This window comes from Mesorhizobium sp. ESP7-2, assembly GCF_020164715.1.
In the GTDB taxonomy this organism is placed as follows: domain Bacteria; phylum Pseudomonadota; class Alphaproteobacteria; order Rhizobiales; family Rhizobiaceae; genus Mesorhizobium.
This window is the reverse complement of record NZ_JAIUGQ010000019.1, coordinates 1-17,993: the sequence shown is the minus strand read 5'-3', so window position 1 is coordinate 17,993 and position 17,993 is coordinate 1. Positions and strand designations below refer to the sequence as shown.

15 protein-coding genes and 1 tRNA gene are annotated in these 17,993 nt (G+C 65.4%); 6 read left to right on the top strand and 10 right to left on the bottom strand.

All coding sequences use genetic code 11. The features are described from left to right. Positions 1 to 300 precede the first annotated feature (300 nt). The 5 genes from LB543_RS18735 (at position 301) to LB543_RS18715 (ending at position 9,986) form a co-directional block, all read left to right on the top strand. Positions 301 to 1,875: a phytoene desaturase family protein gene (locus LB543_RS18735; RefSeq protein WP_224594267.1), complete on the top strand. Its 1,575-nt coding sequence runs from the start codon at positions 301 to 303 to the stop codon at positions 1,873 to 1,875. Next, positions 1,875 to 2,357 carry a MarR family winged helix-turn-helix transcriptional regulator gene (locus LB543_RS18730; RefSeq protein ID WP_140757942.1) on the top strand — a complete coding sequence of 161 codons (483 nt, stop codon included), beginning with the start codon at positions 1,875 to 1,877 and terminating at the stop codon, positions 2,355 to 2,357. Before LB543_RS18735 ends, LB543_RS18730 begins: the two co-directional genes overlap by 1 nt. 107 nt (positions 2,358 to 2,464) lie before the next feature. Next, entirely contained in the window at positions 2,465 to 4,618 is a 2,154-nt protein-coding gene (locus LB543_RS18725; protein ID WP_224615124.1) for an indolepyruvate ferredoxin oxidoreductase subunit alpha, read from the top strand. Continuing rightward, positions 4,611 to 6,188 (top strand): indolepyruvate oxidoreductase subunit beta family protein, encoded by a 1,578-nt coding sequence (locus tag LB543_RS18720; protein ID WP_224615123.1) that lies wholly within the window; start codon positions 4,611 to 4,613, stop codon positions 6,186 to 6,188. Before LB543_RS18725 ends, LB543_RS18720 begins: the two co-directional genes overlap by 8 nt. Positions 6,189 to 6,575: 387 nt before the next feature. After that, complete coding sequence (locus LB543_RS18715) at positions 6,576 to 9,986, top strand: acyl-[ACP]--phospholipid O-acyltransferase (RefSeq protein WP_224615122.1); 3,411 nt, start codon at positions 6,576 to 6,578, stop codon at positions 9,984 to 9,986. A 54-nt stretch (positions 9,987 to 10,040) separates the two neighbouring features. Here LB543_RS18715 and LB543_RS18710 read toward each other — a convergent pair whose 3' ends face one another. From LB543_RS18710 to LB543_RS18665, 10 genes are all read right to left on the bottom strand, one after another. Continuing rightward, a complete protein-coding gene (locus LB543_RS18710; RefSeq protein ID WP_224615121.1) occupies positions 10,041 to 11,279 on the bottom strand; it encodes a DUF1501 domain-containing protein in 1,239 nt (412 codons plus the stop codon). Between the two features lie 28 nt (positions 11,280 to 11,307). Continuing rightward, a complete protein-coding gene (locus tag LB543_RS18705) occupies positions 11,308 to 12,795 on the bottom strand; it encodes a DUF1800 family protein (protein ID WP_224615120.1) in 1,488 nt (495 codons plus the stop codon). Between the two features lie 117 nt (positions 12,796 to 12,912). After that, positions 12,913 to 13,185, bottom strand: a complete 273-nt coding sequence (locus tag LB543_RS18700; protein WP_224615119.1) for a GCG_CRPN prefix-to-repeats domain-containing protein — start codon at positions 13,183 to 13,185, stop codon at positions 12,913 to 12,915. A 109-nt stretch (positions 13,186 to 13,294) separates the two neighbouring features. Continuing rightward, entirely contained in the window at positions 13,295 to 13,756 is a 462-nt protein-coding gene (locus LB543_RS18695; RefSeq protein WP_224615118.1) for a periplasmic heavy metal sensor, read from the bottom strand. Beyond that, entirely contained in the window at positions 13,753 to 14,205 is a 453-nt protein-coding gene (locus LB543_RS18690) for a hypothetical protein (protein WP_224615117.1), read from the bottom strand. The genes LB543_RS18695 and LB543_RS18690 overlap by 4 nt, the downstream gene beginning before the upstream one ends. Before the next feature lie 113 nt (positions 14,206 to 14,318). Further along, complete coding sequence (locus tag LB543_RS18685) at positions 14,319 to 14,861, bottom strand: RNA polymerase sigma factor (protein WP_224615178.1); 543 nt, start codon at positions 14,859 to 14,861, stop codon at positions 14,319 to 14,321. 45 nt (positions 14,862 to 14,906) lie between these two features. Beyond that, positions 14,907 to 15,344, bottom strand: a complete 438-nt coding sequence (locus LB543_RS18680) for an EF-hand domain-containing protein (RefSeq protein WP_140757932.1) — start codon at positions 15,342 to 15,344, stop codon at positions 14,907 to 14,909. Between the two features lie 213 nt (positions 15,345 to 15,557). Continuing rightward, positions 15,558 to 15,746, bottom strand: a complete 189-nt coding sequence (locus tag LB543_RS18675) for a YodC family protein (RefSeq protein ID WP_140757931.1) — start codon at positions 15,744 to 15,746, stop codon at positions 15,558 to 15,560. Positions 15,747 to 15,881: 135 nt separating this feature from the next. Continuing rightward, positions 15,882 to 16,091 carry a hypothetical protein gene (locus tag LB543_RS18670; RefSeq protein ID WP_140757930.1) on the bottom strand — a complete coding sequence of 70 codons (210 nt, stop codon included), beginning with the start codon at positions 16,089 to 16,091 and terminating at the stop codon, positions 15,882 to 15,884. A 283-nt stretch (positions 16,092 to 16,374) separates the two neighbouring features. Next, positions 16,375 to 16,450: transfer RNA gene (locus LB543_RS18665), tRNA-Thr, on the bottom strand. A 289-nt stretch (positions 16,451 to 16,739) separates the two neighbouring features. On the opposite strand from LB543_RS18665, the gene LB543_RS18660 reads away from it, so the two are divergent. Beyond that, on the top strand, positions 16,740 to 17,885 hold the full coding sequence (locus LB543_RS18660) for a hypothetical protein (RefSeq protein WP_224615116.1): 1,146 nt from the start codon (positions 16,740 to 16,742) through the stop codon (positions 17,883 to 17,885). The last annotated feature ends 108 nt before the right edge of the window (positions 17,886 to 17,993 follow it).

Genomic DNA, 17,993 nt, shown 5'->3' with positions numbered 1-17,993 from the left:
CGTAGGCGGTCTTCGGGAGAAGATCATGGTTGCAGCAGATGTTGTAGTGATGGGTGGGAAGGGGCAGCCTGGCAAGGCCGCCGCTCTACGGCGCCCCCCTCTGTCCTGCCGGACATCTCCCCCACGAGGGGGGAGATCGGCTGTCATCGTTGCCTTCGCCAATTTCCAACGTTGCAAGAACGAGCGGGGCGCCAAAGCTGCCAATCTCCCCCCTCGTGGGGGAGATGTCCGGCAGGACAGAGGGGGGCGCCGTAGAGGGCTGACCTCGGATGCCTACCAGCTGGTCCCGGGGAATCATCAATGAACGCCCCCGATCACATCATCGTCGGCAGCGGCATCAATGGGCTGGTTTGCGCGGCGATGCTTGGCGGTAATGGCGCCAGGGTGCTCGTGCTGGAGCGCAATGACCGTATCGGCGGCTGCATGCGCACCGAGGAGATCACCGCGCCCGGCTTCATCCACGACGTGATGGCGACGACCTTCGTGCTGTTCATCACCTCGCCGGCCTTCGCGGCACTGGGCGCCGACCTCGCCCGGCACGGGCTGGAATTCTGCCACACCGGCACGCCAACGGGCGTGCTGCGGCCGGATGGCAGCCACGCGGTGCTCACCACCGACCGCGCCGCCAACATCGCTGCGTTCAACGCGATCGCGGCCGGCGACGGTGACCGCCATGCGGAAGATGTCGGCGGCATCGAGCGCAATGCCGGCCTGCTGTTCGGCTTGCTCAGCGGCAGTCTGTGGTCCTATCCGACGGCCAAGCTGCTGGCCGGCGACGCCTGGCGGCGTGGTCCGCGCGGGCTTGCCGCCTTTCTCGGTGACGCCCTTGTGTCGGCGCGCGGCTGGCTGGAAAGCGCTTATCAGTCCGAGACCGTCCGCGCGCTCTGGGCGCCGTGGGTGCTGCATGCCGGGCTTGGCCCGGAAGACGGCTTTTCCGGCCAGATCGCCAAGGTGATCGCCTTCGCGCTGGAGGCTGCCGGCGCGCCGATCGTCAAGGGCGGCGCGAAGAACCTGCTGTCGGCTTTCGAGGCGCTCATCAAGGAGCGTGGCGGCGTCATTTCCACCGAAGCGGACGTTGCCTCCATCCTCCTGACCGGAGGTCGCGCCACAGGCGTACGGCTGGCCTCGGGCGAAACCGTTCACGCCACCAAGAGCGTCATCTGCTCGGTCACGCCGACGCAGCTTTATGGTCGCCTGCTCGGCACGGACGCTCCGAAGGACGACGTCGAAGCGACGCGGAAATACCGCTATGGCAAAGGCAACTTCCAGATCCACTACGCCCTCGACAAGCCACCGGCCTGGCGCGGCGGCGAGGGCCTCGACAAGGTGGCGCTGCTGCATCTGACGCCTGGCCTGGATGGCGTCTCGAAAGCCTGCAACGAGGCGGCGCGCGGCATGCTGCCTGATGTGCCGACCATCTGTGTCGGCCAGCCGCATGCGCTCGACCCGTCGCGCTGCCCGGAAGGCAAGGCGATCCTGTGGCTGCAATTGCCCGAGGCGCCGCGCCACATCAAGGGCGACGCTGCCGGCAAGCTGCAGGCGCCGGCTGACGGTCAATGGACCGAGGCGCTGCGCGAAGCCTATGCCGACCGTGCCGAAGCGATCCTCGCCAGCCATATCGACGGCTTCAAGGACAGCATCATCGCGCGCCGCGCCTATTCGCCGGCCGATCTCGAGGCGATGAACGTCAACCTGGTCGGCGGCGATCCCTACGGTGGCTCCTCGACCATTGACCAGTCCTTCCTGTGGCGGCCGTTCAAGACCAGCCGCAACCACCAGACCGGCATCAAGAACCTCTACCATATCGGTGCCTCGACCCATCCCGGTGCTGGCCTTGGCGGCGGCTCCGGTTTCCTGCTGGCGGGGAAACTGTGATGGAACAGAAGGTCGCCGAAAAACGCCAACGCATTTCGACCCTCGGTCAGATCGGCCTGCAGCAATTCGCGCCCTATCTGATGAACCGCATCATGGGCCGCTACAACGCCACCTTGCGTGAAGATTTCCGCAAGCAGGGCCTGACGATTTCGCAGGTGCGCACGCTGGCCGTGCTGTCGGTCACCGACGGCGTCACCGTCAACGACCTCTCGGTCTATACTGTCATCGAGCAGTCGACCTTGAGCCGCACGCTGGACACGCTGGAGGGGCAAGGGTTCGTGCGGCGCGAGCAGGGCGTCACCGACAGCCGCATCCGCCATGTGTTCCTGACCGACGAGGGGCGCGCCGAGTTCACCCGCGCCTGGCCGGCCATGCATGACGCGTTCGAGGCGATGTTCGACGATATCGACGACGCGGAATATGCAGCGCTTATCGCCACGCTTTTGAAGATGCTGAAGAACATTCGCAAGCACGACATCTAATGCATGTCGCCCAAAAGTGGACCCGGTTTTGGGGAAACGACATGCGTAAACAAGGATTCTAGAACGCACGCGCCGCCGGCTGTCGGCGGCAAGGGAAGGAGGCAGAGATGGCCGAACGGTCTTTTGCCAAGGAAGTCGAAAAACTCAGGCTCGGCGCCGGCGAGGAATTTGCCGGCGAGGGCATCCTCGCCATCACCAAGGCGCTGCTGCAATGCGGCGTCGGCTATGTCGGCGGCTACCAGGGCGCGCCGATCAGCCATCTGATGGACGTGCTGGCCGACGCGCAGGACATTCTGGGCGAGCTCGGCGTGCATTTCGAGGCCAGCGCCTCGGAAGCCACCGCCACCGCCATGCTCGCCGCCTCGGTGCACTACCCGATCCGTGGTGCCGCGACCTTCAAGTCGACGGTCGGCACCAACGTCGCTTCAGACGCGCTGGCCAATCTCGCCTCCGGCGGCGTCACCGGCGGCGCGCTGATCATCGTCGGCGAGGATTATGGCGAGGGCTCCTCGATCATGCAGGAGCGCAGCCATGCCTTCGCCATGAAGAGCCAGGTCTGGCTGCTCGACCCGCGTCCGAACCTGCCGTCGATCGTCAAGGCGGTGGAGGATGGTTTCGAGCTGTCGGAAATCTCCAACACGCCGGTCATGCTGCAGGTGCGCATCCGCTGCTGCCATGTGCATGGCCATTTCATCGCCAAGGACAACAAGCGCCCGCCGATGACGGTCGCCGATGCGCTGGACGCACCGCGCCGCGACACCGGCCGCATCGTGCTGCCGCCCGCCTCCTTCCTGCACGAGAAGGAGAAGGTGGCGAAGCGCTGGCCGGCGGCGGTGGATTTCATCACCAGGAACAAGATCAACGAGTTCTTCGGCTCGGACCACGGCTCGGTCGGCATCGTCATGCAGGGCGGCATGTACAATTCGGTCGTCCGCGCGCTGCAGCGGCTCGGCCTTGCCGACACCTATGGCGACACCGATGTGCCGCTCTACGTCCTCAATGCCGTCTATCCGCTGATCGACGACGAGTTTCTGTCCTTCTGCGAGGGCAAGCAGGCGGTGCTGGTGGTCGAGGAAGGCCAGCCCAACTACATCGAACAGGCCTTTGCCGCGATGCTGCACAAGGCGGGGCGCGGCACCAGGCTGGTCGGCAAGGAGCATCTGCCGATGGCCGGCGAATATACCGGCCAGGTCATGCTCGACGGCATCGGCGCCTTCCTGCGCGCCGAGGCACCGCATCTGTTGCCGGGCGAAGTGCGCGCGCCCAACAAGATCGGCGACGGCGTCGACACGGCTGATCTGATCAACGTCGTACCGGGCCGCCCGCCCGGCTTTTGCATAGGCTGCCCGGAACGGCCGATCTTTGCTGCAACCAAACTGGTCGAGCAGGAGCTCGGCAAGCACCACATCGCCTCCGACATCGGCTGCCATCTGTTCTCGATCATGCCGCCTTTCGAACTCGGCGCTACAACCATGGGCTACGGGCTGGGTCCGGCCTCGGCCTCGGCGTTCAATTCGCCCGACACCAAGCGCCGCTCGATCTCCTTCGTCGGCGACGGCGGCTTCTGGCACAACGGCCTGACCTCCTCGATCGGCAATGCGGTGTTCAACAAGAATGACGGCGTCATCGTCATCGTCGACAATTTTTACTCCGCGGCCACTGGGGGGCAGGACATCCTGTCGTCGCGCGCCGGCAACAAGACGAAGTCGACCAAGCATCCGATCACCGAGGCGGTGAAAGGCATGGGCGTCAAATGGCTGCGCCACGTCGACCGCACCTACGATGTCGGCAAGATGCAGGACACCTTGCGCGAGGCGCTGACGACGGACGAAAAGGGGCCAAAAGTCATCGTCGCTTCGTCGGAATGCATGCTCAACCGCCAGCGCCGCGAAAAGCCGCTGGTCGACAAAGCGATCAAAGGCGGCGAGCGTGTCGTCAAACCGAAATTCGGCGTCGACGAGGACATCTGCACCGGCGACCATGCCTGCATGCGGCTCTCCGGCTGTCCGTCGCTGTCGGTGAAGTCGCTGGACGATCCGCTGCGCGACGATCCGGTCGCATCGATCGACCAGAACTGCGTCGGCTGCGGCAATTGCGGCGAGGTGGCGGACGCGGCTGTGCTCTGCCCGTCCTTCTACCGCGCCGATGTCGTACACAATCCAAGCCGCTGGGATCGTTTCCTCGAAGCCACGCGCCGCGCGACGATCGGCTTCCTGCAGAGGCGGCGCGAAAGCCGGCGCCTGACATTCGCCGATGCTTGAGCCTGTTCCCTCCCTGCGTCCCAGGTCCGGTGCTGCCGATGAGCCGGTGATCAAGCTAGCCGTGCTGGCGGTTGGCGGCCAGGGCGGCGGCGTGCTGGCCGACTGGATCACCGATGTCGCCGAGCGGAATGGCTATGTCGCGCAATCGACGTCGGTCGCCGGCGTCGCCCAGCGCACCGGCGCCACCATCTATTATATCGAAATGGCCCGCGACACCGGCCGGCTGCCGGTCTTCGCGCTGTCGCCCTCGCAGGGCGATGTCGACATATTGATCGCCGCCGAATTGATGGAAGCCGGCCGTGCCATCATCAGGGGCTTCGTCACCCCCAACCGCACCACGCTGATCGCTTCCTCGCACCGCATCGCCGCCGTCTCGGAAAAGATTGAACCGGGCGACGGCCGCGCTTCGTCGTCCAAGGTCCACGCCACGGCGGAGGCCGCGTCGAAGCGCTTCATCGCTTTCGATATGGAAAAGATCGCCGCCAACAACGGCTCGATGATCTCGGCCAGCCTGCTTGGCGCGCTGGCCGGCTCCGACGCACTGCCGTTTACCCGCGAGAGCTATGAGCAGGCAATCGGCAACGGCGGCCGTGGCGTCAAGGCCAGCCTCGCCGCCTTCGGCGTGGCGTTCGATCGCGCGCGCGGCGTGGCAACACCTTCGTCAAAACCGGCGGAGGCAGCGATTGTCGAATCCGCCCTCGGTACCGGGCGCGTGAGCGGTCCGCAAAATCTGCTGCAGGGATGGCAGGCGCTAGCCGCCCGCATCGACCTGATGCCAGCGGCGGTGCGCGACATGGCGCTTCGCGGCCTGAGAAAGGTCGTCGACTATCAGGACATCGCCTATGGGCGCGAATATCTCGACCGGCTGGACAAGGCCGTCGCGCTGGACAGCGCCGGCCACGCCCATGCGCTGTCCAGCGCGACGGCCAAGCATCTGGCCAATGCCATGTGCTACGACGACATGATCCGCGTCGCCGATCTGAAGACGCGCTCGACCCGCGACAGGCGGGTCCGCAAGGAGGTTGGCGTCAAGGGCGGTTCGGTCCTGCAAGTGACCGAATACTTCCATCCGCGCATCGAGGAGTTCTGCGGCACGCTGCCGGCGGAGCTGGGCAGCTACATCGAGAACCGGCCCAAACTCGCCGGCTTCCTCGACCGCCGCATCAACCATGGCCGCCGCATCCGCACCGACAGCTTTGCCGGCTTCGCCGCCCTGTGGTTCATCGGCGGCCTGCGTCGCTGGCGTCGCCGCCTGCTGCGCCACCAGGTCGAGACCGCGCATCTGGAACGTTGGTATACGCTGGCGCTCGACCATGTTGGGCAAGACTATGCCGTTGCCGTCGAAATCCTCAACTGCCGCCGGCTGATCAAGGGCTACAGCGACACGCATGTGCGCGCCCAGTCGAAATTCGACCGCGTACTCTCTGCTCTCGACCTGCTCGAGGGCCGCGACGACGCCGCCGACTGGATCCGCCGCTTGCGCGAGGCGGCGCTCAAGGACGAGAAGGGCGACATGCTCGACGGTGCGCTGAAGACCGTGGCGACGCTGGGATCATCTTCAGTCATCTGAGTTTCAACGGGCGGCCTCCGCCGATTGCGCCGCCAATCGCCTCCGTGACTCTAGCCACGGCAACACGGCTGGCCGCCACCGTTGCATCTTCTCTCCCATCAATCCGCTCTTCGTGAACGTCGTTCATTTTTCTCTTGAACACTGTTCACATTGTGGTACGTTGGCACCATGAACATTGTTCATAGGGAGAAGCGGAAATGTTGAACAACTCCACGTTGACGCGGGGCAGGGTCGCTGGCCGGAACGAGCCTGGGCCTGCGATCCCGGGGAAGATCTGACCGGTAAGAAGTTTAACCAGCTCACGCTATTACAACGATTGAAAAAGCGCATGAACCCGCGGGGATCACCGGAGCATCGCCGCGTGGTTCCGCCAAATGGGAAATCGCCATGAACACGCATCTCATGCTTTCGCGGCGCTTCGCGCCGCTTTTCTGGACGCAGTTCCTGTCCGCCTTCAACGACAATTTCCTCAAGAACACGCTGGTGTTCCTGATCCTCTTCACACTTGCCGCCGATCAGGCGGCCTCGCTGGTCACTTTGGCCGGCGCCGTGTTCATGGCTCCGTTCCTGCTCCTGTCGGCGCTGGGCGGCGAGATTGCCGACCGCTTCGACAAGGCGCTCATCGCGCGCCGGCTGAAATTTGCCGAGATCGGCGCCGCTGCCGTCGCGGTCGTCGGCATCGCGCTGTCCTCCATTCCCGTGCTGATGACGGCGCTGTTGATGTTCGGCGTCATCTCGGCACTGTTTGGGCCGATCAAATACGGCATCCTGCCCGATCATCTCGAGCGCAAGGAATTGCCCCGCGCCAACGCCTGGATCGAGTCGGCGACCTTCGCCGCCATCCTCGGCGGCACGATCGTGGGCGGCGTCGTCTCCGCCGACGGCATTGGTGTCGCCGTCTTCGGTCCGATGATGACGATCCTGGCGGTCGGCTGCTGGGTCGTCAGCCGTTCCATCCCTTCGACCGGCTCGGCCGCGCCGAACCTTGTCATCGACTGGAACATCTTCCGTTCGACATGGCGGCAGGTCAGTGAATTGCGCACCGACACGCGCATCTGGCGCGCCGGATTGATGACCTCATGGTTCTGGCTGATCGGCGCCATCGTGCTTTCGATCCTGCCGACGCTGATCAAGGATCAGCTCGGCGGCAACGAGATCGCGGTCACCGCCTATCTCGCGGTGTTCGCCGTCTCCATCGCCATCGGCTCGGCGATCGCCGCCTGGATGTCGCAGGGCCGCATGGTGCTGCTTCCGGCGCCGGTCGGCACGGCGCTGCTGGCGCTGTTCGGCTTGCACCTTGCCTGGACGATCTGGAGCATGCAGCCTTCGCCCAAGGCCGAAACCCTTGGCCTCTTCTTCGCCGGGCCGAACACGATCCGCGTTGCGATCGACCTTGCCGGCATGGCCATTTCCAGCGCCTTCCTGGTGGTGCCGACCTTCGCTGCCGTGCAGGCCTGGTCGCCCGAGGCGCGCCGTGCCCGCGTCGTCGCCGCTGTCAGCATCGTCAACGCCGGCTTCATGACGCTGGGCGGCATCCTCGTCGCCGCCATTCAGGCCGCCGGCGTCTCCATTGCCAGCGTGCTGTTCGGGCTTGCCGCCTTCAATGCCGTGGCCGCCTGGCTGATGTTGAAATATCTGCCGACCAACGCCTTCCGCGACTTCGTCTCCATTCTCTTCCGCGCCTTCCATAGGCTCGAAGTGGAAGGGTTGGAGAACCTCAAGGCCGCGGGCCCGGCACCGATCCTGGCGCTCAACCATGTCAGCTTCCTCGACGGTCCGCTGGCGCTGACGCTGACCGATGAAGAGCCGGTCTTCGCCATCGACTACACGATCGCGCGGGCCTGGTGGATGAAGCCGTTCCTCAAACTGACCCGAGCCCTGCCGCTCAATCCGGCCAAGCCGATGTCGACGCGCACGCTGATCAAGATCGTGCAGAACGGCGACCCGCTGGTCATCTTCCCGGAGGGCCGCATCACCGTCACCGGCGGGCTGATGAAGGTCTATGACGGCGCCGCCATGGTGGCCGACAAGACCGGCTCGATGGTGGTGCCGATCCGTATCGAGGGGCTGGAGAAAAGCCCCTTCTCGCGGCTGACGGCGCAGCATGTCCGCCACCGCCTGTTCCCGAAGGTCAGGGTGACCATATTGCCGCCGGTCAAGCTCAAGGTCGACGACGAGCTGAAAGGCCGCAAGCGCCGGGCCGCCGCCGGTGCCGCACTCTACCAGGTGATGTCCGACCTCGTCTTCCGCACCCAGCATATCGACAAGACCGTGCTCGAAAGGATCATCGAGACGGCGACCGAGCGCGGCATGAAGCAACTCGCCGTGCAGGATCCGGTCGCCGGTTCGCTGAGCTACGGCAAGCTGCTCACTGGTGTCGCCGTGCTCGGCGAGAAGTTCGAAACGCTCTATGCCGGACAGGACACGCTCGGCATCATGCTGCCCAACGCCAATGGCGCCTGTGCTGCGCTGCTCGGCGTCATGTCGGCCGGCAAGGTCCCGGCGATGATCAACTTCACAGCCGGTGCCGCCAACATCCTGTCCGCCTGCAAGGCGGCGCAGGTAACCACCATTCTGACCTCTCGGGCTTTTGTCGAGCAGGCCAAGCTCGGCGCGACGGTCGAGGAGGTCGGCCGGTCGGTGAACATCGTCTGGCTCGATGATCTGCGTGCAACCATCGGCCTCAAGGATAAGCTGCTTGGCCTGTTGCGCAAGAGCACGCCCAGGGTTGCCCGCAAGGCCACCGACCCGGCCGTGATCCTGTTCACCTCGGGCTCCGAAGGCACGCCGAAGGGCGTGGTGCTTACCCACCGCAACATCCTGGCCAATGCCGCGCAGGCCGCCTCGCGCATCGATTTCCATTCGGGCGACAAGGTGTTCAACGTGCTGCCGATCTTCCATTCCTTCGGGTTGACGGCGGGCACGGTGCTGCCGCTGGTGTCGGGCGTCCCCGTCTATTTCTATCCGTCGCCGCTGCACTACCGCATTGTGCCGGAACTGGTCTATGCCTCGAACGCGACGATCATCTTCGGCACCGACACCTTCCTCAACGGCTATGCGCGCACGGCGCATCCCTATGATTTCCGCTCGGTGCGCTATTGCTTTTCCGGTGCGGAGCCGGTCAAGGCCTCGACCCGCGAAACCTATATGGAGAAGTTCGGCCTGCGCATTCTCGAAGGCTACGGCGTTACCGAGACGGCGCCGGTCATCTCCATCAACACGCCGATGTACAACAAATCAGGCACGGTCGGAAAAATCATGCCCGGCATGGAATGCCGCCTGGAACCGGTGATCGGCGTCGAAGGTGGCGGGCGGCTGTTCGTGCGCGGCCCCAACGTCATGGCGGGCTATCTCAGGGCCGAAAAGCCTGGTGTGCTCGAACCCCTGCAAGACGGCTGGCACGACACCGGAGACATCGTCAGCATCGACGAGGCCGGCTTCGTCAGCATCCGTGGCCGCGCCAAGCGCTTCGCCAAGATCGGCGGCGAGATGATTTCGCTGGCTGCCGTCGAGGCGATGGCGGGCGAGCTGTGGAAAGGTTCGCTCTCGGCGGTCGCGACCGTGCCGGATCCGCGCAAGGGCGAAAAGCTGGTGCTCGTCACCGAAGCCGAAAGGGCGACGCGCGCCGAGTTTCTGGCCTTCGCCAAGGCGAACGGCGCCATGGACCTGATGGTGCCGGCCGAAGTGCGAGTCGTGTCGCATGTGCCGGTGCTTGGCTCGGGCAAGATCGACTTCGTCGGCGTGACCAGACTGGTGCGCGGCGAAGACTTCGCGCCCGCCAAGGTCGAGGCCGCCTGATCACCGGCAAGAGCGAGGCGACGCCGCGTCAGGAAACGCGGCGTTGCCAGAGCCTCAGGCGATCAGGTTCATCATCGGCTTCACCGCACCCGAGTCCGGAAACACCTTCTCGCCGAGCACGGCGGCCGAAAGTCCGAACTGGTCGGCGAGCAGGCCTTTCAGCACCGCCCTGACATCGCTGGTCGGCGCAAGGTCGCGCTGCTGGTAAAGTTGCGCCGGCTTCAGCCCCGGCCAGTCGGCGATGACGCGGCCGCCCTTGATCGCGCCGCCGGCGAACAGCACCACGGTGCCGGTGCCGTGATCGGTGCCGACCGTGCCGTTGATCCGCGCCGTGCGGCCGAATTCGGTGATGGCGACGATCGCCGTATCCTTCCAGCGCTCGCCGAGACCTTTTTCGAATTCCTCGAAGGCACCGTCGAGGCCGCCGAGCAAAGTGGCGAGCCGGCCGGTCGCGCCGCCTTCGTTGACATGCGTGTCCCAGCCGTCGAAGGCCATTGCCGCGACGCGCGGCCCGTCATCGGCCGCGATCAGCCTGGCGGCACCTTGCGCGGCCTGCCGCATACCGGCGGCGCTGTCGAGGCCGCCTCTAGGCTTCATCGCCTTGGAGCCGATCTGGTCGTCGAGCGCCATGCGGTCGGCGTCGAGGCCCTTTTGCAGCGCCACCGCCAGAACCGGGTCGCGGTGCTGGTAGAGATCGAGAACACGCGTCGCGAGGTCGCCGGCGGGCGCCGGTAGCGATTGCGGCGCCCAGCCGAGTACTGGTGCAGCGCCACGGATCACCAGCGGCGTCGACGGCCCGACGGCCAGGCCGCCAAGCGTCGCCACGCGATCGCCCGCCGGCAGGTTCTCGAGCGCCCGGTTGAGCCAGCCGGTGGAGACATGGCCGGGACCGGCAAAGCCGCTTTCCAGCACATCCTGTCCGTCGAAATGCGAGCGCTCGCGATAGCCGGTCGCGGCCGCGTGCACCACAGCCGCTTGGTTTGCCTTGAACAGGCGGGCAAACACCGGCATTGCCGGATTGACCGCGAAGAAACCGTCGAGCGGCAGCGCCGCATGCGGGCCGGAAAGTGACAGGGCGATGTTGCCATGCAAGCCGGCATAGTCGGGATCGCCGACCGGACCGACCGCCGACAGGCCGTCCAGCGCGCCGCGCAGTACGATGACGATCAGGCGCGGGTCGCGATTGTCGGCGGCGCGGGCGAAGCGCGGCAGATAGGCCCAGGCGAACAGCGAGCCGCCGGTCATCAGCACGGCGCGGCGGGAAGGATGAGGTGTTCCACACAGCAGGCTCATGACATTGTCTCCATTGTCCGCGCTGGCGCTATCGGCGCTGGAATTCGGGCGCCATCAGCAACAGCGCCAGGCCTTGCTGCTTGGACTCGGCGCGGGCGACCGCCTGGCGCGTTTCCGGCGAGGCGGAGGGACCGATGACCGCGTCGAGCATGTCGTTGGGATTGCCGATGTCTTTCACTTGCCTGGCAGCCTGCCAGGCGATGTCGAGCCGTGTCTTCATGCCCTCCGCCGATGCCCAGCTGTCCGCCTGGTCGGAAAAGCCGTTCGGTCCCGGCGGCCGCCAGAGCGGCTCGCCCAGCGCGTTGAGCCAGTTGAGCGACTGGCCGGGATCGCTCGGTCCCGGGCCGGCCGCCCGCCTGATGGCGGCGACATAGTCGAAGGGCGAGCGCATCTTGGCCAATGGTGTCGACCACGCCTCCGGCAGGTCGATCAGCGCCACCGCCAGTGCCCTGAGATTGCCGTCGTTCTTGATGAACACCTTCGCGAGACGGGCGACCACCGCCGGCGGCGGGGCGTCGGCTATGAAATGGCGGGCAAGTTGCGTGGCGATGTGTTGCGCGGTCGCCGGATGACGGGCGATGTCATCGAGCGCGGCCTCGGCCTGGCCCATGCCGCCGGCCGGATAGGTCTTGCCGAGCAGCATCGCGTCGCCCGGCTCGTGCGCATTGGCGTTGAAGACGAAACTGCCGGGTTCGCCCAGCCGTCCTTCCCGTCCGGCCATCGTCCAGCCGGTCAGGATGCGCGCGAAGCTCGTGACGTCGGCCTGGCTATAGCCGCTGCCGACACCGAGCGTGTGCAGTTCCAGGATCTCGCGGGCGAGGTTCTCGTTGAGGCCGCGCTGGCGGTTCTTGCCGGCGCGCGAATTCGGGCCGATAGAGTGCTGGTTGTCGAGATAGAACAGCATCGCCGGATGCCGCTCCACCGCCATGAGCATGTCGGCGAAACGCCCGAGCACGAAGGGCCGGATGGCTTCCCGTTCGAAGGCCCCGGCACTGGCGCGCACGATGTTGCCCTTCGCCACGGAGACGCAGAAATGGTTCGACCAGAAATAGACCAGACGCTCGACGAAGCCGGCCTCGGCCCGCAAGGCTTTGTCGAAGCGCGCCTGTGCCTCGGCCCGGAACAAGGTGACCTCGACAGGCGGGACGGCGGGTTTGGCCTTGGCAGCGGGCGACGACACGCCCGATGCGGCCGGTGGCGGCATAGCCGAGGCCGAGGCTGGCGTGCCCGTTGCCGTTGCCGGCTGCTGTGTCGCCATCCGCTCCCGGTCCAGCTTGCGCTGGAGGTTTGCCGCCATGCTGGCCTGGATGGCAGACGTGCTTCCCTCGAGATCGGTGTAGGCCGGATCGTCAGGCGAGATCATGGCGACGTCCGGCCGTCGCAGTTCCGCCTTGAGATAGCCGCGAGGATCGTCCGCCAGCCCGTCGCGGTCGCCGGGCCGGGCTCCGAGCCCGAAGCGATTGAAGGCAATCAGGGCTGGATCCAGCAGGGCGGAACCTTTAGCCGGGGCTGCCATGTCAGCTCTCCATGGTTGGATATCACGGGAGGCGCGCGACGCCCGACTGGGCTGTTTCCCAGCTCAAGTTGGGAATAGGCGGCAGGGCCGGCGTGTGTCGCCCGGCCCTCCACGCGCCTACCAGCGATGCCAGTGGCGGTGCGGATGCCAGCCATAATAGGCCGGGCCGTGCCAATAGCGGTAGCGCGGATACACCACGACACGGTTGGGAACGCAGCGCCCCCAGTGATTGGGATGCCAGCCGGGCCCGCAGCCCCAGGCCACATGCTCGATCAGCGCCGGGGCGGCCGGTTGCACCGTCATAGGCATGGCGGCGGAGGTCGCGACGGTTGCGCCGGTTCCGGTCAAGGCGAGGACGGCTGCTGCCGCGTATTGTGTCAGACGGTTCATGACGTTACTCCGAATGTTGTCCGAGAATGAAAACCTGTTCGTACCGATTGGTCCGGCAGGTCTGCCCTTCCCCTGGTTAAACGGCCTTGCGAGCGTTTTCCGTCGGTCGTCACGGCGATTTTTTTGGTGCTACGGCCGCGCGGCGTTCCACATGGCGCATCAGTGCCGCGGCCAGCGCGCTCCGGTTCTGCGGCGATGTGTTCGCCGCGAAGTCGACAATGGCCTGTTCAAGCCGCGTGCGCACGGTCACGTCAGCGTTGCGCGCCCGCTCCAGGGCGGCGGACAAAGCCACGGTGTCCACAACGGGTTGGCGCAACAGGTCCGCCGCCTCCTGCCTTGCCTGCTGACCGTCAAGAATAGTCTGGCGGGCTTCCATGCGTACCTGCCGCAGCGCCTTGCGAAAGGACTTGCGATCTTTTTCGGGAAGCTGTCCTCCAGCCGACTCCAACGAGTACCCGGCGCCTGCCCTGGCATTTCTCAGCCAGACGGCCCCGCTGACAAATGCCCCGGCAAGAAAGACGTTCAGCACGACCGAGGCGATGACCAGACCACGAACCCAGCGCGCGCTCATAGGCTCTCCTCACCATTTTCGGCATCGGGGCCGGCATCGCCGAACGCCGTCGCGTTGGCATCCAGCACATAGTGATCCGATCCGGTTTTCGGCGTGACAACGCTCACCAGCGCCAATCCGGCAACGGCGCCCGCCAGGCCAATGCCGGCGAGACCCAGGCCCAACCACCAGAACCGATGGTGTCGGCGCTGGACGAGGTGCCGGTCGGCCGCGCGCAGGATGCTGCCGTGCAGCGCCTTGCCGGGATGCTGGACCCGATAGCTGTCGAGCAGGGCGTCAAGCCTGCCGGCGTGTCGCGAAATGGCCTGGCCCGCTTCGCTTGACGCAAAGGCCCAGGCGGCTTCGCGTTCTGCTTCCGGCCAGCGGCGCACATCGCCGCCATAGGCTTGCGCGAGCGCCGCGAAACGCTTGGCATCCATTGCCGGCCCGTCTTCGATGTCTTCAGCCATTTGTTTTCCCCTTGCCCCTTGGTGCCGGGTGCCCACGCGGGTTGGAAACGACGCAGACCACCCGGACACCCGCAAGGCGGGTTGAATGTACAGTATTCGGGCGCGCGCCTTTCTCAGTCATCGCAGCCATCCCTGGCCAGCATCGCCTGCAGCGCCCGCCGGCCGCGCGACAGCAGGCTCTCCAGGGCATCGCCACTGATCTCCAGGGTCGCGGCCGCCTCGATGTTGGACATCTCCTGGTAGTAGACCAGGATGATCGCCTCGCGCTGGCGTGGCGCGATTGCCTGCAAGGCCCGCTCGACCCGATGCGCCTCGTCGCCAGGATGGGAATCGGGAAGCGGGGCGGGATCGACAATGTCCGGCACTTCGTCGGTCACCCATTCGCGGCGCCGACGCAGCCGGTCGTAGCAAAGGTTGAGCGTGACGCGGTGCATCCAGGTGTCGAAGCGTGCATTGCCACGCCGCCACTTCGAGGCATGACGCCAGATGCGCATAAAGGTTTCCTGCGCGACATCCTCGGCCTCCGCCGCATCGCCCAGCATGCGCACGGCAAGCGAAAGGATGCGCGGCAACTTCCGCGCGACGAGCGCCTGCACCGCCGCGGGATCGCCAGCACCGACCCGACGAACCAACTCCTCGTCCGGATCGCCGCTCATCGGCTGGCGCACTTCCGATATCCATCACACGTCATAGCCTCTTGGTCACTGCTCCGGCTTGGGAGCGGATTTGTGGCCCGGCATCTCGTCGGCCGTCAGCATGCCGTCGCCATTCTTGTCGAGCCGGGCAAAGCGCTTGGCGAAGAACGCATCGAGCTCGGCCCGGTCGATCAAGCCGTCATGATTGGAATCGATGCGCGCGAAGGATTTGGCAGGATCGCCCTTGACGTTGCGCTTGGCCTGAAAGGCCTCCCACTCCAGCAGGCTGATCTTGCCGTCGCCGTCCGTGTCGGCGGCCATGATCGCCTTCTCCCGCCGTTTCTGGAACTTGGCCAGTGTGATGTCGGACTTGGCGGCCGACGATGTAGCAGCGGGCGACGCGGCGGCCGGTGGCGTCGCGGCCGGTGGCTGTGCCGCTGTCTGGGCCGGAGCCGCGGTGGTCAGCAGGCTCAAGGCAGCGGCAAGGATCGAACGGCGTATCATGGCTTTACGTCTCCGGTTGGCGCATGCCATGGCCCAATGCCATGGTCACGCTTCAACCGTTAAACGTCGCGATCGGAGAAATCCGTCGGTCACCCATGCCGATCACGCCGCTTGCCGGCGATGACGGACCTTCGCGGCCCGGGGAGCAGCAGAACACCTCCTCCGGCGCGTCTGGATACGCCCGGGCCGGCCATTCCTTGGCGAAAGCGGGAATTACGTCGATTGGTCGGCGGCTACCAGCTGCTCCTGCTTGAAGCCGGCATGCTGCGGCGTCCACACCTCGCCCTCTTTGTTGAACCAGTGGCACAGATACATGCCGGAAGCGGCGCCGTCGCTGACCGTCATCTTCGGGCCTCCCGACCTCAGCTTGACGACGTCTCCGGTCTTGAAAGTGTTGGGCATTTGGACCTCCCATGCTGACGCCTGTTATTTCATACCAAAACCGGTGTCCCGACAATGGCATATGGGTCTTCTGGGTTGCCGCCTTATGCGGCAACGCGGATCGCGCTCCAGGGGCGAACCGGCGACCTCCGCGGATCAGTCCACCTCGATCACACGCCGCGCCTGCTTCCTGACCGGCTCGCGTCGGCGCGCAGGCGGAGACTTGTCCGCCAATGCCTCCTGCTGCAGTCTCTGCTCCCTCAGGCGAGTTGTCTTGGCGTCCCTTGCGTGACGCTCGGCATCCAGCACCCGCTTCGCCTCGCGGTCCGCCCTTTCGAGCCTTTCCTTGTCGACACGCCTTGGCAATTTGAAACCTCCTGTCCGTAGAAACCACGGCAGGAAATGTGCGACCCAAGCGTCTGTTCCAAAAAACAGGCGTCTGTTCCAAAAAAATAGAAACGCGCGGTCCATCATTTGCTGTTGTGATTTGAAAAAGGCCCCATCGCACCTTGTCGTTATAGGGCCGGAGGACCTCGCGCCTGGGCCGGTATCTGCAAGTCGCACGACTATCCGGCCTGGCAGAAGCAAACGGCCAGGATTCGGGCCATCTTCTGCGCACCCGAGCTGCTTCGATCATTGGTTTGAAAACTGGTGCCGCTTAGGTGACTCGAACACCTGACCCCATCATTACGAATGATGTGCTCTACCAACTGAGCTAAAGCGGCCCGGGAGGCCAGGACCTCCAAGATGGGCAGGGTGATAGACTCAACGGGCCGCGAATTCAAGATGCGACTTGGCAAATCATGCGAAGAGCGCCGCCGCGATCGAAACCGGGGTTCTAGCGCCCCTGCATGCTGGAATCGGCGCCATGTTCCGATTTTGTTTGCCGGAACATCGCGAAGATGGACTTTGGACGGCACGTCGAGGCAGAATGCGGCCGCCCGCCCGTTGATTGATTGGTCGCCTGCCGCTAACCATCATGAAAGCTTGTGGCAATTTGCAGAGGGATCTCGCTTGGACGCGATCGAAAAAGCGATCCGGAACGCCTTGGAAAAGGGCAATGCCGAGAACCGAGCGTTCCGCGAGAGGGTCTATCGGTCGGCCTTCGCCGCGCTCGACCGTGCGCTCCAGGCCAATCCCGGCGTGACGGTGGAAGTCGCCATCAAGCGCCGTAAGGCGATTCAGGCGAAAATCACCGAAATCGAATCGGAGTACCTGCCGGCGGTGCCCGGCGTCGCCCCGGAGATCGACGCGCCGGCGGGCGAGGCCGAGGGCGGCGCAGCGCCTGCGGTCGAGGCCGGCCCGAGGGCGCCATCGCCCGCTGTCACCGTCGACGGCCCCGTGCAGCCCGCCTCCGATGCACCGCGCTCGCGCGTGCTGCCGGTGGTTCCCGACATCATGCCCGACGCCAACCTTCCCGGCGCGCCAGCCATCGACATGTCGGCTCCCGCAGCGCCGGGAGCCGCGACGGAAGTGACCCCAGACCGCGATGAGCGGCGCATTCGCGGCCGGCGCCTGCCGCTGACCGCCATTTTCTTTACGGTCACGCTGCTCGCGGCGATTGGCATCGGACTGTACTTCGCCATGCAGACCGGTGTGTTCAAGACGGCCGCGCAGCTCAACACCGCGCCGCCGGAAGCGCCTCCGACGGTCGAGGACCCCGATTTCACCCCGGCCGACGGCGCCAACGCGCCGGCAAAGCCCGGTGCCGCGGACCAGTCGCGCGCCTGGATCAATGTGTTTTCACCGACAGATCCGACCCATGTCGCCGCCCCGTCGGACGCCAAGGCCGAGGCCGTGAAGGATGACAGTGGGCCGTTCCTGCGCATCCAGTCCGGCGCCTCCGGCTCGGCGATCGCCTTCGATGTCGGGCAGGGCGTGCTGGAAAAGCTCGCCGGCAAGCATGCCGTGTTCGACATCATCGCCCGCGCCGAGGACGGCAAGGACACGCAGATCTCCGTCGACTGCAATTTCGGCGAACTCGGCGACTGCGGCCGCAAGCGTTACGCGGTCGGCCAGCAGAAAAACGAATATCTGTTCGACGTGAAATTCCCCGACAAGCATCCGGGCTCGGCCGGAACCATCGCCATCAATTCCGATTTCGACAAGCAGGGCAAGGCGGTCAACATCTACGAGATCCGCGTGTCGATCGAGCCTTGAACTGAATCGCGACCGACATATCGACGGTCCTTAGAGCGGTTCAGTGTTTGTTGGAATCGCCGAACCGCTCTAACTCTTTGTTTTCACGCAATTCCCTAGGGAAAGCGC

What these genes read in the sequence shown, in the direction of transcription:
- LB543_RS18725 (WP_224615124.1), top strand. Translation starts at nt 2,465, where the DNA reads ATGGCCGAACGGTCTTTTGCCAAGGAAGTCGAAAAACTCAGGCTCGGC.
- LB543_RS18730 (WP_140757942.1), top strand. Translation starts at nt 1,875, where the DNA reads ATGGAACAGAAGGTCGCCGAAAAACGCCAACGCATTTCGACCCTCGGT.
- LB543_RS18685 (WP_224615178.1), bottom strand. Translation starts at nt 14,861, where the DNA reads ATGAGCGGCGATCCGGACGAGGAGTTGGTTCGTCGGGTCGGTGCTGGC.
- LB543_RS18695 (WP_224615118.1), bottom strand. Translation starts at nt 13,756, where the DNA reads ATGAGCGCGCGCTGGGTTCGTGGTCTGGTCATCGCCTCGGTCGTGCTG.
- LB543_RS18735 (WP_224594267.1), top strand. Translation starts at nt 301, where the DNA reads ATGAACGCCCCCGATCACATCATCGTCGGCAGCGGCATCAATGGGCTG.
- LB543_RS18675 (WP_140757931.1), bottom strand. Translation starts at nt 15,746, where the DNA reads ATGCCCAACACTTTCAAGACCGGAGACGTCGTCAAGCTGAGGTCGGGA.
- LB543_RS18720 (WP_224615123.1), top strand. Translation starts at nt 4,611, where the DNA reads ATGCTTGAGCCTGTTCCCTCCCTGCGTCCCAGGTCCGGTGCTGCCGAT.
- LB543_RS18705 (WP_224615120.1), bottom strand. Translation starts at nt 12,795, where the DNA reads ATGGCAGCCCCGGCTAAAGGTTCCGCCCTGCTGGATCCAGCCCTGATT.
- LB543_RS18715 (WP_224615122.1), top strand. Translation starts at nt 6,576, where the DNA reads ATGAACACGCATCTCATGCTTTCGCGGCGCTTCGCGCCGCTTTTCTGG.
- LB543_RS18690 (WP_224615117.1), bottom strand. Translation starts at nt 14,205, where the DNA reads ATGGCTGAAGACATCGAAGACGGGCCGGCAATGGATGCCAAGCGTTTC.
- LB543_RS18700 (WP_224615119.1), bottom strand. Translation starts at nt 13,185, where the DNA reads ATGAACCGTCTGACACAATACGCGGCAGCAGCCGTCCTCGCCTTGACC.
- LB543_RS18680 (WP_140757932.1), bottom strand. Translation starts at nt 15,344, where the DNA reads ATGATACGCCGTTCGATCCTTGCCGCTGCCTTGAGCCTGCTGACCACC.
- LB543_RS18710 (WP_224615121.1), bottom strand. Translation starts at nt 11,279, where the DNA reads ATGAGCCTGCTGTGTGGAACACCTCATCCTTCCCGCCGCGCCGTGCTG.